Origin of the sequence: Capilliphycus salinus ALCB114379, assembly GCF_047276495.1 — a bacterium.
In the GTDB taxonomy this organism is placed as follows: Bacteria; Cyanobacteriota; Cyanobacteriia; order Cyanobacteriales; family Microcoleaceae; genus Capilliphycus; species Capilliphycus salinus.
In genome coordinates this window covers 1,781,192-1,796,350 of sequence record NZ_CP178543.1, presented here as the reverse complement: position 1 = coordinate 1,796,350, position 15,159 = coordinate 1,781,192, and the positions used below count along the sequence as shown (strand labels likewise).

Sequence of the window (15,159 nt, the reverse complement as noted above, 5' to 3'; positions counted from 1 at the left end):
TTCCTATGTTAATTCCCTCTATCTCTCAAGCCATTGATCGTCATCCGGTGACTACAAAACCCGAAACACCCGTTGAAGATGTAATTCAGTTAATGAGTCGCACGGGTGCAAGCTATGTGCTGATTGTAGAGGAACCGGAGGCTTTGGGGTGTAATCCCTCTCTTTTGGGAATTTTTACCGAACACGATATTATTCAGCTTAATTCGATTGGCGATTCTTTGAAGGGATTTCCGATTTCACGGATTATGATTCGATCGGTGATCGCGGTTCAACTGTCGGAACTTCCCGATGTTTTTGCTTTGGTTTCTCTTTGGAATAAACATCAAATTAATCATCTGCCGATTTTGGATGATTTTGGGGGATTGTTTGGGGTGATTACGCCGCTTCATCTGTTGAGACTGGCTCAAGCTCAAATTGCCTGTTCTAGCAATACACAATCGTCTAATTCTTCAAGGCTTTGTTCTTCTTCTGATTCGGATATTCAGTCGATTTATTCTATTAGTTCTCCGACTTTTATTCCCGATCATTTAATTAAAATTAATCAAATTTCAGCCAATGCAACTCCGATTGTTCACGCCTCTCATCAGGCGGGGGTGGATTATTTGACTCGGTTGATGTTTCAATACAAGGTTAACTGTGTTGTGATTACAGAAACGGTTTCTTATAATCGGGAAACGACTTCTGATGTGACGGGAGAATCTCAGTTTTCTCGGAAAAATACCAGTAAATTAAAGGGGATTGTTACCAGTCGCGATATTATTCAAGTGCAAGCACTCGGACTCGATATCAGTCAAATTAAAGCCGGGGCGATTTGTAACAAGCCGCCTTTGTTGATGCGATCGCAGGCTCCGGTTCTCTCGGCGATTAGTTTGATGCAAAAGTATTACAATCAATTGCCTCTGATTGTTGTTGATGAAAGTGGTTATCCGATTAATATTATATCGCCGCAAATCGTACTGTTGCAGATGCTTTGTCCGAAATCAATGCACACAACTATTTTGAGTTTGCAGCGACAAGTTCAACAGATGAAATCACAAATTAAAACTTTATCTCAGCAAGTCAAGCCTCAAGTTTCCCGGCAAAAAGAGGAGTTAAAATCGGTTTTATCGGTTAATCAAAATGCACTTTGGGATTGGAATTTAAAGACTCAAGATGTTTTTTATTCTCCCCGTTGGAAAGAAATGTTGGGTTATCAAGATGGTGAAATTTCGACTAAAATTGAAGAATGGTTGGGTCGAATTCATAGTAAAGATTTGAAAAAGGTTCACGGGACTCTCAAAGAATATTTTGCTAAAAAAAGAGATTCCTGTATTTTAGAATATCGGATGCGATGTAAAAATGGTGAGTACAAGTGGGTTCTCTGTCAGGGACAGGCAATTTGGAGCGAAAATGGAGAGCCGATCCGTATGATTGGTACCCATACCGATATTAGTTCTAGTAAAAAAATATATTCAAATTTTGATAATATTTTCTCAGAACAAGATAGAGAAACTAATCTAAAATCTATCTGTTTTCAACTGGATAATGAACTGAAATTAACGTTTTTAAATTCGACCTGGACTCAACAAACTGGACTGTTAGTTTCGGAAAGTTTGGGAACGCTATTCACGGATTATCTTCATCCAGATGACCGCCTGAAATTGACTTCTTTATTTTCTTCTCTTTGGCAAGCAGAATTAGAATCAATTCATCAGGAAATTCGGATTAAAAATGCTTTTGAACCGCTAGAAAAAAATCCATTAAAATCTGATAATAAGAGTTCCCTTTATCAACGGGTTGAACTCTCAGCCTGTGCTATTTGGAATAGCGAACATCGGGTGATTGGAATTACCGGAACGCTTAATTTATGCGTTAATTCTCAGCGTCCTGAACCCGCTATCGAAAAATTAGAAGTGATTAATCAACTCTATGAAATTGCGATTAATTCTAGTGCGAATTTTGAATCACGCATCAATCAACTCTTAATTATGGGATGCGATCGCTTTGAAATGGATATTGGTTTATTAGGTCGAATTCGGGCGGATCGTTACGAAGTAATTTCGGCTTATTTATCCCAAGATTTCCCCTTCGGATTTACAAAAGGAGATACTTTTTCTCTAGAACAAACCTTTGAACGGGAAGCGTTGCGCGCCGATAATGTTGTTTGTATTGAATCGATTAAAAATTCTCGTTGGAAAAATCACGAAGCCTATACAATTCGACGGTTAGAAGCTTATATTGGAACTCCGGTTAAGGTAGAAGGACGAGTCTATGGAACCCTGAGTTTTATGAGTCGGAAAGCTCGCCCTTCATTCCAACCGATAGACTTAGAAATACTAAAATTGATGGCGAGTTATATCGGAAGTGAAATCGCTCGCGAAAATAATCATCAAGATTTGCAGCGACAAAATCAATATTTATTATTGATGAAGCAAATCACTCAAAAGGTGCGGTCTAAGTTAGAAACTCAGGAAATCTTTCAAACGACTGCGACTCAAATTGGTCGCGTTTTTGGGGTGAATCGCTGTTCGATTTATACTTATATTCCCAAACCTTATCCCCATTTGGCTTGTGTGGCTGAATACTTAGAGGTGGGTTACGAATCGACTTTAAATTTAGAAATTTCGGTCAATTATAATCCCTATATTGAAAGGTTGCTCGACGAAGATAAAGCGGTGGTTTCTCCCGATGTGTTTACCGACCCGTTGCTGGAGTCGTCGGCGCCGATGTGTCGCCGTATGGGATTAAAATCAATGTTGGCGGTTCGCACCTCTTACAACGGCGAACCCAACGGGATTATTATGTTGCATCAATGTGATAATTCGCGACAGTGGACGGAACAAGAAGTCGAGTTTTTAGAAGATGTTGCGAGTCAAGTCGGTTTAACACTTTTCCAAGCTAAATTGTTGGAATTTGAAGTCAAAAGTCGCCAGCAACTCGCGGATAAAAATAAAGCTTTAGAAGAAGCCAGACTCGCCGCAGAAATCGCCAGTCGTGCGAAAAGTGAATTCCTCGCAACCATGAGTCACGAAATTCGCACGCCGATGAATGCGGTCATTGGAATGACGGGTTTACTTCTGGATATGAATCTCAATCCGGAACAGCGGGATTTTGTGGAAACCATTCGCACCAGCGGAGATGCTTTACTGACTATTATTAATGATATTCTGGATTTTTCTAAAATAGAATCGGGTAAATTAGAACTGGAACATCAACCGTTTAAACTGCGAACTTGTATTGAAGAATCTTTAGATTTACTCTCGGCTAAAGCTTCCGAGAAAGGTTTAGAATTGGCTTATATTGTCGATCCGAAGACGCCGGAAGTTATGGTTGGAGATGTGACCCGCTTGCGTCAAGTTTTAGTCAATTTACTCAGTAATGCGGTCAAATTTACCAATCATGGCGAAGTGATTGTTTCGGTTAGTTCTACTTTGATTCAACCGGAAAGTAAACCGTCTAAAGAGTCTCCAGAAAAGAGCGAGATTCAACCTTCTTCTTCTCAACCTACTTATGAAGTTCAATTTGCGGTTAAAGATACGGGAATTGGAATTCCTCCGGATCGAATGCACCGTTTATTTAAAGCTTTTTCTCAAGTGGATGCTTCTACAACCCGACAGTATGGAGGAACGGGTTTGGGTTTGGCTATCAGTCAACGTTTGAGTGAAATGATGGGGGGTCAAATGTGGGTTGTGAGTTGGGTTGAACCCGATCATAAATCCTCAAACTCTCAAACTCTGATTTCTAGTATTACCGGAAATCCTCCGCCATCTTTTCAAGTTCCCAATTTGGAAAATACGGGATCTATTTTTTACTTTACGATTAAATCATCCGCTATCGAAACCTCACTTTCCGATGAGTTTGCGGATAACTTATTTACAGGTAAGCAAATTTTAATCGTCGAAAATCATGGGATTAATCAAACCGTTCTCACCCGACAGGTTAAGACTTGGGGAATGAAACCGATAGTTGCAAAAACTGGAATTGATGCTTTAAAATGTATTCAAGAGAATCCTTGCTTAGATTTAGTGATTATTGGAATTAACTTACCCGATATCGATGAAATTGAACTCGCCCGTAAAATTCGTTTACTCGAAAAGGATTTAAGCCGCAACAATCCCAAACGACAACCCGTTCATTTAGTTCTCTTTAACTATGCCAGCAACACGAACATTGTTAAACGGATCGAACGCACCAATATTAACTGCGCCGGCTTTGTCAATAAACCGCTCAAACAATCTCAGTTTTATAACACATTAGTTCAGATTTTTGCCGATCACGAAACGACTGAGAATTCAACTCATGGGTTAAAATTAAGCGACGATTCCGGGCCTCTTGATCCGCCTCAAAATCACGCCGCATTACGAATTCTATTGGCGGAAGATAATGTCACAAATCAAAAAGTGGCAACTAAATTATTACAACGATTAGGATATCGAGCGGATATTGCGGGGAATGGCGTGGAAGTATTAGATGCACTCAAACGACAACCCTATGATGTGGTTTTGATGGATGTACAAATGCCCCAAATGGATGGCTTAGAAACTTCCCGTCGTATCTGCCAAGAATATGGCGATGGTACCGATGAACGCCCGAGAAAACCTCAAATTATTGCCATGACTGCTAATGCCATGCGAGGCGATCGCGAAATGTGTTTGGCTGCGGGAATGGATGACTATATCACCAAACCCGTTCGTCGAGAAGAATTGGCTCAAGCATTAGCAAAATGTCAACCTTTATATCCGCTTACTCCCGAACAATCCTACAGTTTAGAATCACCTTCATCTCATAACGGCTCATCACCTCAAATGACAACTACACCCAACGAACAACCCCTTTCCGATCTGCCTTCTATTGATGATAAAATCTTACAAAATTTGCGAGAATACGATGATGAAGATGATCCGTTTGTTGATATTTTAATTGAAACTTATCTCAACGAAGCCCCTCAACATATTGACGGAATTCGCATCGCGGTTCAGTCTCAAGATGCAAAAATTCTTAAAGAATCGGCTCATACGCTTAAATCGAGTAGCGCTCAATTGGGGGCGATGAGATTTTCTCAATTGTGTAAAGAAATAGAATATATGGGGCGTATGGGAATGGAAAGTAACTCAACAGAAGTTGAATGTTTTGTTTCTGGCGCTGCGGCTCAACGACTCTCAGAAATTGAGGCGGAATGGCAAAAAGTTGAAGCGGCTTTGCGTGAAGAAATCAAAACAGAAGAGTAAGCTGAATATCGGGAATAGCGAGAATGAGAGAGAATTGATTTCTTGATAAAAGTTGTCCCCTTCTCAAGTCGCTCAGTAAGTTCTAGCTGACGTTTAACCCATAAACTCTCTAGAGACGCCCTTTAAGCGCGTCTCTAACTCTATCAATAGGATTGAACTTGACATTTTAGCTAAAATATGTATATGCTGATAAATACAAACTCATAACGAGTATGAGTTAATCATCTGGGGAGAGAACAATGGCCCAACTCAAACAACGTCGCTCTGAAAACGAGAGCGGTAATTTTTACGTCGATCAAAGCTGTATTGACTGCGATACCTGTCGCTGGATGGCGCCGGAGGTGTTTCATCGAGCGGGTGAACAGTCTGCGGTGTATCATCAACCGAGTAGCGAAACCGAACAACTGCGAGCAATGCAGGCGTTGTTATCCTGTCCAACGGCTTCAATTGGTACCCTTGAAAAACCCAAAGATATTAAAACTGTACACCAAAGTTTTCCCATTTTAATCGAAGATAACGTTTATCATTGCGGCTACCATTCTGAGAGTTCCTTTGCTGCGGCGAGTTATTTTATTGAGCGAAAAGACGGTAATATTCTCATCGATTCTCCTCGGTTTGCGCCGCCTTTAGTTAAACGTTTGGAAGAATTAGGGGGAGTACGCTATCTCTATCTCACCCATCGGGATGATGTCGCCGATCATCAAAAATTTCGGGATCATTTTGGATGCGATCGCATTCTTCACGCGGATGATATTACCGCTCAAACCCAATCTGTAGAAATTCAACTTTCGGGTTTTGAAGAAATCGAATTCGCTCCCGATTTGTTAATCATTCCCGTTCCCGGACACAGTAAAGGTCATACGGTTTTACTGTACAATCACAAGTTTTTATTTACAGGCGATCATCTGGCTTGGTCAGACTCATTAAACCAACTTTATGCTTTTCAGCGCTACTGTTGGTATTCGTGGTCAGAACAAATTGACTCCATGAAAAAACTAGCCAATTATTCTTTTGAGTGGGTGCTTCCCGGTCACGGACACCGCCATCATAGTGATAGTATCACGATGGAAAAACAAATGCAAGAATGTGTGAGTTGGATGACCCAAAATTAGAAGGTTAAACCCAGAAACCTGGTTTCTCACCGAAACTGGGTTTCTCAGCGTGTATAATTAAAGTGGTAGAAATACTTAAGTTTTTATACTTAAAAAGTATATTGAGATTGATTGCAATTGTTACTAGAACTTAACGCTTTTTATTTTTCCTTAAAATTACGGGTTTCCTAGCTTGATAAATTCGGTTAACCGCCCCCGAAAAAAGTAACACAACCTGAACGATTGTAAATAATCTTTGAGTGCAAATAAATGTTGCAAGCTTACACAAAATCGATTTATTTACATTATTATAGAAGTGTTAGGTGATCGAGAACAATTGATGAGACAGAGGTAAAAGATATGAATATTTTCCATGCACTGACAAATATGGTTGTTTATGTCTCCGAAGCTGCTGGTCGCATTTTTAGCCCCAGCGACAACACTTATCCGGTGATTGGTGTACAACCTTTTGATGGCATTCCTTATCACGGTTCTGAATGGGAAGACTAATCTAAATTACGAGTGAATTGTCTGTGAATTCTAATATCAAGTCTAACCCAATCTAAACCCTCAGACTGCACTGTGTAGGAGAGGGTTTTATCGCCTTTTAAGAGAAGTTTTAATACAAGTTTTAATACAAGTTTTAATACAAGGTTTAATACAAGTTTCATCCGAGATGACCCAAAACCCCTAACCCGACGGTTGGGGGCTTTTTTTGGCTAGGTCTTGACGTTGTAGTATTTATGTATTACGATAGGTGAGCAACCATCAAGCAAAGGTGAATTATGCGCCCTTGTACAGACGGCGATCTGGGTGCGATCGCTGAACTTTTTAATGCCTGCGAAACAGTCGATCAAACGGGTATTTGGGAAACCGTTGAACGACTCGAACAAGCCTTAAATACACCCTCATTTAACCGGGCTGAAAATCTGCGGCTTTGGGAAAATTCCGAAGGGGAATTAGTCGGATATGGATCGGTGTGGATCGACCCTTCCCAAGACGGAATAGACGGATTTTTAAACTTCCGAGTTCATCCAAGTGTCCGAAATCAAGGTCTTGAAGAAGAAATCATTTCTTGGGGAGAAAACAGACTCAAAGAAGCGACAAAAGACTGCAACGGGACGGTCAAACTTTATTCTGGCGCCCGCAGCGATCGCGGTGATGTGATTACCATCCTTCAAAACTTAGGATTTATCGCCGTGCGGTATTTTTTCCGCATGAAACGATCATTAGCTAAACCCATTGATGAACCTAAGTTTCCAGAAGGGTTTAAACTGCGAATTGTCGAACCCGAAAAAGATGCGATGCAGTGGGTAGAAATGTTTAACCAAACTTTTATCGATCATTGGAATCACCATGATTATACTGTTGAAGAATTTCTACACGACTGTCAGCATTCAGAATATAATTCGGATTTAAACTTAATTGCGATCGCCCCCGATGGCACCTTCGCCGCCTTTTGTGAATCCCGCATTCATGCTGAAGATAACAAACGCAACGGACGTAACGAAGGCTGGATCGGGGTGTTGGGAACCCGACGGGGATTTCGTCAGCTTGGGTTGGGACGGGCGATGTTATTAACCGCAATGCAACATTTAAAAACAAAAGGAATGGATAGCGCAATTTTAGGGGTTGATGCTGAAAATCCATCCGGTGCGTTGCGACTGTACGAATCTGTTGGTTTTGAGAAAGTTTTGACTAATATTTCCTATGTTAAAAATTTGTAGGAAAGTCAACTTAAACCAAAAATTACGATAGGGGCTAGGTTTTAGCCCCTTTGTTGTGATGAAAATCGGGAATGTCTCCGAAAACAGCTAGAATTTTAACTAAATTTTTTTACAATTGAGATAGCGATCATTCCCCTGCGGCTTTCTCCTTTAGGCGGTTGAGTGGGATCGGATCAATAATTTAAAGGAAAAATCCATGAATAAACTTGCAATCAGTTATTTATTGTGGGCGATTGGTTTTATTATCCCCATTCACGGACTCCACCGTTTTTATAATGGCAAAGTTGGAACGGGTACTTTGTGGCTGTGTACCTTTGGTTTATTTGGAATTGCACAATTATTAGATGTACTTGTGATTCCGAGTATGGTTGAGGAACATAACGCTAAAATTAAAGCAAAATTGGGGGTTTCTAGTAACGGTGTACCTCTATATTCATCGATTTCTACCGTTAGTTATAATATTACGCCAACGACTCAAGAACAGTTTAGAGTGAAGCTTTTAAAAGCCGCTGCAACCCGAGGCGGTAAACTCTCGGTAACACAAGGGGTTATGGCGACTGGAGCGAGTTTTCAGGAGGTGGAAAACGTTCTCAATCAAATGCTGAAAAGTGGTTATGTGGGAATTGGAAATGATCCGGAGACGGGTATTGTTTTGTATGACTTCTATGAACTTTAGCGGTTAGATTCGCTAACATATTCCTGTAGTGATTTTCAGTGAAAGGACAAGCAATCATGTTTTTAGTTACAGGAGCAACCGGTGGACTCGGTAGCCGCATTGTTCGCCGACTACGCCAACAGGAAAAAGATGTGCGGGGGTTTGTGCGGTTGACTTCCCGGTATTCGGAATTGGAAAGTCGGGGGGTAAATATTTTTATCGGAGATTTAGAACGGGATAAGGATATTTATAAGGCTTGTCAAGGGGTAAAATATGTGATTAGTTCGCACGGTTCGGGAGGGAAACCCCAAGCGGTTGAATATCGGGCTAATATTGATTTAATTGATGCGGCGAAAGAAGCGGGTGTCGAACATTTTGTCTTTACTTCGGTGTTGGGTGTTGATCGCGGTTATGAAGATTCACCGGTTTTTAAAGCCAAACGGGAGGTTGAAAAGTATTTACAAAATAGCGGTTTAAATTATACCATTTTGCGTCCTTCGGCGTTTGCTTCGAGTTTATTACCTCTGGCGGAACGGTTCAAACAAACGGGGATTTATTTGTTAATTGGTGATCCGCAAAATCGGACTTCTGTTGTTAGTACGGATGATGTTGCTCGTATTGCAATTGATTCGGTTTTTGTAGAAAGTGCGAAAAATAAAGTCTTGTCTGTTGGCGGTCCGGAAATTATTACTCGGGGCGATATTCCTCAGATTTTTAGCCGCATTTTTAACCGAGATCCGATTGTGATTAATCCCCCTCTGTTTCTTTTTGATGGCTTGCGGAGTACAATTGGGGTGTTGAATTCTGATGTTGAACGGAGTTTGGGAACGTTACGAACGTTATTGGCTAATGAGTTTTTCTGTACTCCTGAAGAAATCACTAATTTAGAAATGATGTTTGATATGAAGATGGAATCGTTGGAAAGTTTTCTTCGCCGTTATTTAGGGGCTTAATTGTTAAAATATAGGTTGGAGGGCTAATCTTTGGGGTTAGCCTTTTTTGTTGTTCTAGACATGACTAACGGGGAATTAATGAAAATTAGGGTGGTTCGGGGTTTGGGTTGGGTTTTGGTCGGTTCTGTTCTTCTTTTTCCCGCTTCTCAACGGTTAGAAGTTCGGGCGCAGTTTATTGATAATCCCGAAGATTCTGCTAAGAATGTTAGCCAAAGTTTAACCCAAGATGAACTTTATTTTGGTTTATCTAAACAACAAGGAAAAGTGACAGAAACCGAGTGGAAGTTGTTTTTAGAAGAAGTGATTACGCCTCGGTTTAAAGCCGGACTGACGGTGATTGATGCTAACGGACAATATTTGAATTCTGCGGGAAGTTTAATTCGAGAACAAACCAAACTGGTGATTTTAATTCACCCAAACACCCCCAAAGAAGAAAAATTTATTCAAGAAATTATCGGCGAATATAAACAAAGATTTAATCAAGAGTCGGTTTTGCGGGTGAGCAGTTCAGTGACCGTCTCTTTTTAAATCTTTATTGATTTTAGGAGTGAATTAGATTTAGTTTAATTTTAAAGCGCTGACCGGAACTTCCTCCCAAGATTCAACGGTTCTCATTCTAGCGACCCAACCCTGTTGTTTTTGGGTTTCTGTGAGGTTGTTTTCAAAAGATTCGTGACAGGCTTTGGCTTGTTCTTCATCACAGCAAGCAATACAAGAATAAATCAGTCCTGCGGGATCGAGTTGTTCGTTAATCCAAATTTTCATTGCTGCATCTCCTTTAGCCTATCGATTTGTTCAAAAATTAAACCCTTTCTATTGTACCAGGGATGAGCCGGCTGTTTCATTCTCAGAAAAAAATTGTCCGGGCGCTGGGGAGGTGGAGAGATGGCAAAGAGGTGTAGGATTATTTTCTGTATTTCATCTAAAAAAAGACCGTTGAGGATTTTAAAACAACCCCCAGCGATTGCCGTAGAAATTATCAATTCTAAACTAGAAATTACCAATTATGAATAACAAAAAGAATTAGTTTTTAGAGAATAGAGTTCTTTTTTATCCGATCCGGGAGTTCCTTTCAGAATTCATAATTCAGGATTTATATGAGATCCGACTAATCAATGAGCGTCATGTAGGGGCGGCTTCTGCATTGATGTTGACGACTACTCCGAGATTGACATAAACCCGCCCCGCCCCATAACAGGCATTAATCAACCGGATATCATATTATAATTGAATTAGTGGCGGAATTTCTTCTGAATTCCCCAAATTGCAACGCCTAGAAAACCCAACACCGAAACGGGTTCAGGTACGCTTTTTGCCGGAAGCTGTGCGGTGAACGTGATGCCAATTGGACGTAATAACTTATCGTTGGTTGGCACAAAAACTGCACCGCTATTTCCAACAGAAGGCAACGGTTCTCCCGTGATGCCATCGTAGCGGAGAATTGCTCCAAAATTATTATTGGTAAAATCAAAACCAACGGTATAGAGGATATTGTTCGGGTCAAAAGTTAAATTTCCGATAAAATTATTACTCGGAACAGTTCCCGTGTAGTTTGTCGATAAAACACTCACTAAATCCCCCGTTTCTAAATCGTAGCGGCGAATATCATTGGCAAAATCACTAACAAATAAATCTTCTTCTGGTCCCAACGCCAACCCTAATAAACTGACAAACCCAGAACCATCCGGTGAAGGAGTCGGTTCAGCAAATACCGTCGAGGTTTTGGTGGTAAGATCAAAACTTAACACCTGACTGGGAAGACCCGCACTCAAATCAGCCTGACCATTGGTCGCAACACTCCCCTGAGTGGTAACATAAAGGCGACCATCGGGGCCAAACAACAAATCATCCGGCCCGTTTAACCCTCCAGGTTGACCGTTACCGGAGGCAAACACATCGACAAATGCCCCCGTCATCCCGTCAAAACGGAGGATTTCGTCGCTCAAAAAGCTGGCGACATAGAGGTAGCCATCCGGCCCAAACGCCGCCCCGTAGGGGCGAAATAAGCCGTTACCCGAGGCGAAGATATCAATAAATTCTCCCGTCATCCCATCGAAACGGTAGACAGCCGAGGTTTCCGGTGTCGTTCCACTGGTAATATAAAGATTGCCATCGGGGCCGAAAGTCAAGTCGTCCGGAGCAAGTAACCCCCCAGTTCCGGGTGCGATAAATTCACCCAAAAAGTCGCCGTTTTGTTCATCAAACAGAAGAATATTGTTTCCTTCGCTATTCCCCACTAATAAAGCCGCCTGACTGGGGAAAGCATTTAAAGCGGGAAACGCCAAAGCCCCGAGAATTGCAGTAGCTGAAGCAATGCGTTGTGTTTTGCTCATTTGATTTCTCAAGTTCTGAAGATTGGACTCATACAGCCAACATCCCCAAACCCGATGAAGATGGGGTTTTAGTCCGTATTGCCTAAATTTATAGAGTCTCTAGCCCAGAAAACCAGAGGGTTGTGTAAAATCCAAGAGGGAGAGTGTAAAGATTGAGTAAATCTCTGAACTTGATCTTTCGTGGCTTGACCCGGCGACCCGTCACAATATCGCTCATAGGCTTTAAAATACCAGTGAACCCTCTTGAGTAACTTTAACGGGTTGGTTCGGTCTAGATGCGATCTAGACGGCTATACTCGTGATTGTACTGTCTCAGATGTAAATTGGGCATCCTGCTGATTGGAATTCTCAAATCGACTGAAGCATAACAAATAACTGTACTTGACTCAACTTGAACCCTGAGTTTCATCTCTCAAACCCATGAGTACCTCCATTAGTCCGGGCATGATTCTGCGAAACCATTATCACATTATGCGCCAGTTGGGGCATGGTGGTTTTGGACGCACCTACTTAGCAGAAGATCAGCATCGGTTTAACGAACTGTGTGTTTTGAAGGAATTTGCCCCGCAAGTTCAAGGAAGTTACGGCTTACAAAAGTCTCAAGAACTTTTTGAACGAGAAGCGCAAATTCTCTATCAACTCCAGCATCCTCAAATCCCTTGTTTTCGAGAACTGTTTCGCGAAAAAATTGATGGTAAAGGCTATTTATTTGTTGTTCAAGATTATGTTAAAGGTGCCACCTATCGAGAATTAGTTACCCAATATAAAAGTCAGGGAATCCGCTTCAGTGAACTGGAAGTTACGCAACTGATGTTGCAACTTTTACCAGTTCTCGAATATATTCACGCTTATGGTGTAATTCATCGTGATATTTCCCCCGATAATATTATTCGCCGTCAAGCCGATGGTTTGCCGGTATTAATTGATTTTGGCGGCGTTAAACAAATAAAAGCAAAAGTTGATTCGGAGTTGGGCGTGCGTCAACTTCCCCCCTCTCCCGCCACTCGTTTGGGCAAAATGGGTTATGCTCCCGAAGAACAAATGCAAATGGGAATTGCTTCCCCTCACAGCGATTTGTATGGCTTGGCGGCAACGGTAGTCGTGTTGTTAACGGGGACTGAACCTCAGCATTTAATTGATAGTTATCATTTAACTTGGAACTGGCGATCGCATACTTCTGTTAGTCCGAAATTGGCGGCAATTTTAGATAAAATGTTAGCTTACAAACCGGGCGACCGCTATCAAAATGCTTCCCAAGTTTTACAAGCGATCAAAGACACGCCGATCCTCCCCCATATTCCCACCCAAGCCCCGCCAGAATTGGAAATTCCTACGCCTGCGGTGTTGACTCAGCCTCCGCCTGTAGAAACCCAATTTCCCCCTTCTGTTCCTGTCGGTCCGACTGCCCGTCCTAACACAACCCGACTGCAAAAAACGGGCTTTCAATGGCCGAAACTTCCCGTCAATTGGTCTTCTTTATCTTCCACTTGGAAAACGGTATTATTAGTCATAATTTCTATCGTTCTTATGGGGGGAGTTGGTTGGGTTGGCGGGTTATATTTTGTTAATTATCTTTCCAAATTAAATGATGGCGGATTTGGTGCAATGGGAGAATTGCAGCGTCAGGAATTTATCCAAAATCGCCGTCAAGAATTGGGAGTAGATTATCGATATTTTATTGAATTGGTCAACGAGGAGTTTTACAGTCGTTATCCCTCTCAAAAAGGCAGAACATTAACCCAAGACCCCGCCGATGCGTCCTGGCGAAAACGTTGGGATAAAACCGCCTATGATGTGTTAAATCGACTGGCTATTCTTAGCGATGAATCTCGCAAAAAGTTGGGAGAATATAGCACCGAAAATATTAAAGACTGGGCGAAAGAAGTGAACGAATTAAATTTGAGTAGTCGGGCTTTAGAAGATTTATCCGATGCCCGATTTTTCTATTTGTTTCCCGAACAACCTCGCGGAGAAAATTTAATTGATTTGCCCATCGGTCAGGTTTGGCAAGCGGTAACTGTAGATCAATTAAATCGGTTACAAAAAGGGGAGAATTTACAAGAAGTTGAATTTGAGGAAAATGCAACCCGTCAAGTGTTGCGGGGAGTGTTACAACCCGGAGAAGGAAAAGCTTATATTGCTTGGTTAAAACGTCGGCAAAATTTGCGGGTAAAATTAGAAGTTCCTCCGAAATCTACATTTCTTTCTCTTTATACTCCGAGCCGTCGTAAAAATGCTAAAATCATAATTGAAGATGCTAGACTTCAGAGTTGGTCGGGGAAATTGGAAGATACAGGCTACTATGAAATTATCGTTGTTTCTGATGCCAAAGACCCGATTAATTATGAATTGATTCTCGAAGTTGAATAATGTTAGAAAACTCCCCGATTCCCGCCTATCAAGCGAAATATGTTCGCCAAAATGGTCAACTTTTTTATCAAGTTCCCACCGGAGAAAGTTATCCGGGAGTGACTAAAATTATTCAAGCAACCGAACCCTTTGAGGATAAACTACCCCTCCTCAAATGGAAACAACGGGTTGGTCAAGAAACCGCCCAGAAAATTTCCTCCCAGTCCTCCCGACGGGGGACAAAATTACATCAATTAATTTCCAAAAAATTAACAGGAGAAGAACCCGAACTCATTCCCGATGAACTCCGAGGATTTTGGAACTCAGTTTATCCGTTTCTTGATGATAAAATAGAGCAAACCTTATTAGTTGAAAGTTTGGTTTGGAATTCTCCCAACCGTTATGCGGGAAAATTAGATTGTTTGGCAAGAATTGACGGAGAAATAACGTTATGTGATTGGAAAACCGCCAGACGACCCCGACAGAATGAATGGAACCGAAACTATTATTTGCAGTGCGCCGCCTATGCTAAAGCCATAGAACAAGTTTACACCGAATTTGACATTAAAGTTGAACAGGCTTTAGTTGTGGTGGCCCTTCCCGACGAAAAAGCCCAAATCTTCTGTTTGGAAGGCCAATATTTAAGGGAGTATTGGCGGGAGTTTCAGTCCAGGCTAGAACTGTTTTATCAAGTTTAATCTAAGTTAAATCATATGATATCCGACTAATCAATAATTCCAAGCGTAGGGGCGGGTTACGCCTACGATATTGACTACTACTCAAAGATTGAGATAAACCCGCCCCGCCCCATAATAGAATTAATTAACCGGATATCATATCATTT

Annotated in this window: 11 protein-coding genes; 9 read left to right on the top strand and 2 right to left on the bottom strand. The window is 41.4% G+C overall.

Annotation, left to right across the window (positions count from 1 at the left end; all coding sequences use genetic code 11):
- The first annotated feature begins 5 nt into the window (after positions 1 to 5).
- The 7 genes from ACL6C3_RS07470 to ACL6C3_RS07440 all read left to right on the top strand — a co-directional run bounded on the left by ACL6C3_RS07470 (position 6) and on the right by ACL6C3_RS07440 (position 10,161).
- Complete coding sequence (locus ACL6C3_RS07470) at positions 6 to 5,207, top strand: response regulator (protein WP_413166538.1); 5,202 nt, start codon at positions 6 to 8, stop codon at positions 5,205 to 5,207.
- Positions 5,208 to 5,446: 239 nt separating this feature from the next.
- Positions 5,447 to 6,319, top strand: a complete 873-nt coding sequence (locus ACL6C3_RS07465; protein ID WP_413166537.1) for an MBL fold metallo-hydrolase — start codon at positions 5,447 to 5,449, stop codon at positions 6,317 to 6,319.
- 366 nt (positions 6,320 to 6,685) lie between these two features.
- Positions 6,686 to 6,808, top strand: a complete 123-nt coding sequence (locus ACL6C3_RS07460; protein WP_413166536.1) for an isochorismate synthase — start codon at positions 6,686 to 6,688, stop codon at positions 6,806 to 6,808.
- Between the two features lie 275 nt (positions 6,809 to 7,083).
- Entirely contained in the window at positions 7,084 to 8,025 is a 942-nt protein-coding gene (locus ACL6C3_RS07455; RefSeq protein ID WP_413166535.1) for a GNAT family N-acetyltransferase, read from the top strand.
- Positions 8,026 to 8,221: 196 nt separating this feature from the next.
- On the top strand, positions 8,222 to 8,701 hold the full coding sequence (locus ACL6C3_RS07450; RefSeq protein ID WP_413166534.1) for a TM2 domain-containing protein: 480 nt from the start codon (positions 8,222 to 8,224) through the stop codon (positions 8,699 to 8,701).
- Positions 8,702 to 8,757: 56 nt separating this feature from the next.
- Positions 8,758 to 9,633: an SDR family oxidoreductase gene (locus ACL6C3_RS07445; protein WP_413166533.1), complete on the top strand. Its 876-nt coding sequence runs from the start codon at positions 8,758 to 8,760 to the stop codon at positions 9,631 to 9,633.
- Positions 9,634 to 9,711: 78 nt separating this feature from the next.
- Positions 9,712 to 10,161, top strand: a complete 450-nt coding sequence (locus ACL6C3_RS07440) for a DUF3574 domain-containing protein (protein WP_413166532.1) — start codon at positions 9,712 to 9,714, stop codon at positions 10,159 to 10,161.
- 30 nt (positions 10,162 to 10,191) lie between these two features.
- On the opposite strand, the gene ACL6C3_RS07435 is transcribed toward ACL6C3_RS07440, so the two are convergent.
- Positions 10,192 to 10,398, bottom strand: a complete 207-nt coding sequence (locus ACL6C3_RS07435; protein WP_413166531.1) for a glycogen debranching protein — start codon at positions 10,396 to 10,398, stop codon at positions 10,192 to 10,194.
- Between the two features lie 467 nt (positions 10,399 to 10,865).
- On the bottom strand, positions 10,866 to 11,966 hold the full coding sequence (locus tag ACL6C3_RS07430; RefSeq protein WP_413166530.1) for a hypothetical protein: 1,101 nt from the start codon (positions 11,964 to 11,966) through the stop codon (positions 10,866 to 10,868).
- 420 nt (positions 11,967 to 12,386) lie between these two features.
- On the opposite strand from ACL6C3_RS07430, the gene ACL6C3_RS07425 reads away from it, so the two are divergent.
- Both ACL6C3_RS07425 and ACL6C3_RS07420 read left to right on the top strand, forming a co-directional pair.
- Positions 12,387 to 14,336: a protein kinase domain-containing protein gene (locus ACL6C3_RS07425; protein WP_413166529.1), complete on the top strand. Its 1,950-nt coding sequence runs from the start codon at positions 12,387 to 12,389 to the stop codon at positions 14,334 to 14,336.
- A complete protein-coding gene (locus ACL6C3_RS07420; protein ID WP_413166528.1) occupies positions 14,336 to 15,013 on the top strand; it encodes a PD-(D/E)XK nuclease family protein in 678 nt (225 codons plus the stop codon). The genes ACL6C3_RS07425 and ACL6C3_RS07420 overlap by 1 nt, the downstream gene beginning before the upstream one ends.
- Positions 15,014 to 15,159: the final 146 nt, after the last annotated feature.

Bases quoted from the DNA above. Each gene is read 5' to 3' on its own strand.
- ACL6C3_RS07450 (WP_413166534.1), top strand. From the start codon at position 8,222: ATGAATAAACTTGCAATCAGTTATTTATTGTGGGCGATTGGTTTTATT.
- ACL6C3_RS07420 (WP_413166528.1), top strand. From the start codon at position 14,336: ATGTTAGAAAACTCCCCGATTCCCGCCTATCAAGCGAAATATGTTCGC.
- ACL6C3_RS07470 (WP_413166538.1), top strand. From the start codon at position 6: ATGTTAATTCCCTCTATCTCTCAAGCCATTGATCGTCATCCGGTGACT.
- ACL6C3_RS07435 (WP_413166531.1), bottom strand. From the start codon at position 10,398: ATGAAAATTTGGATTAACGAACAACTCGATCCCGCAGGACTGATTTAT.
- ACL6C3_RS07460 (WP_413166536.1), top strand. From the start codon at position 6,686: ATGGTTGTTTATGTCTCCGAAGCTGCTGGTCGCATTTTTAGCCCCAGC.
- ACL6C3_RS07445 (WP_413166533.1), top strand. From the start codon at position 8,758: ATGTTTTTAGTTACAGGAGCAACCGGTGGACTCGGTAGCCGCATTGTT.
- ACL6C3_RS07455 (WP_413166535.1), top strand. From the start codon at position 7,084: ATGCGCCCTTGTACAGACGGCGATCTGGGTGCGATCGCTGAACTTTTT.
- ACL6C3_RS07425 (WP_413166529.1), top strand. From the start codon at position 12,387: ATGAGTACCTCCATTAGTCCGGGCATGATTCTGCGAAACCATTATCAC.
- ACL6C3_RS07440 (WP_413166532.1), top strand. From the start codon at position 9,712: ATGAAAATTAGGGTGGTTCGGGGTTTGGGTTGGGTTTTGGTCGGTTCT.
- ACL6C3_RS07430 (WP_413166530.1), bottom strand. From the start codon at position 11,966: ATGAGCAAAACACAACGCATTGCTTCAGCTACTGCAATTCTCGGGGCT.
- ACL6C3_RS07465 (WP_413166537.1), top strand. From the start codon at position 5,447: ATGGCCCAACTCAAACAACGTCGCTCTGAAAACGAGAGCGGTAATTTT.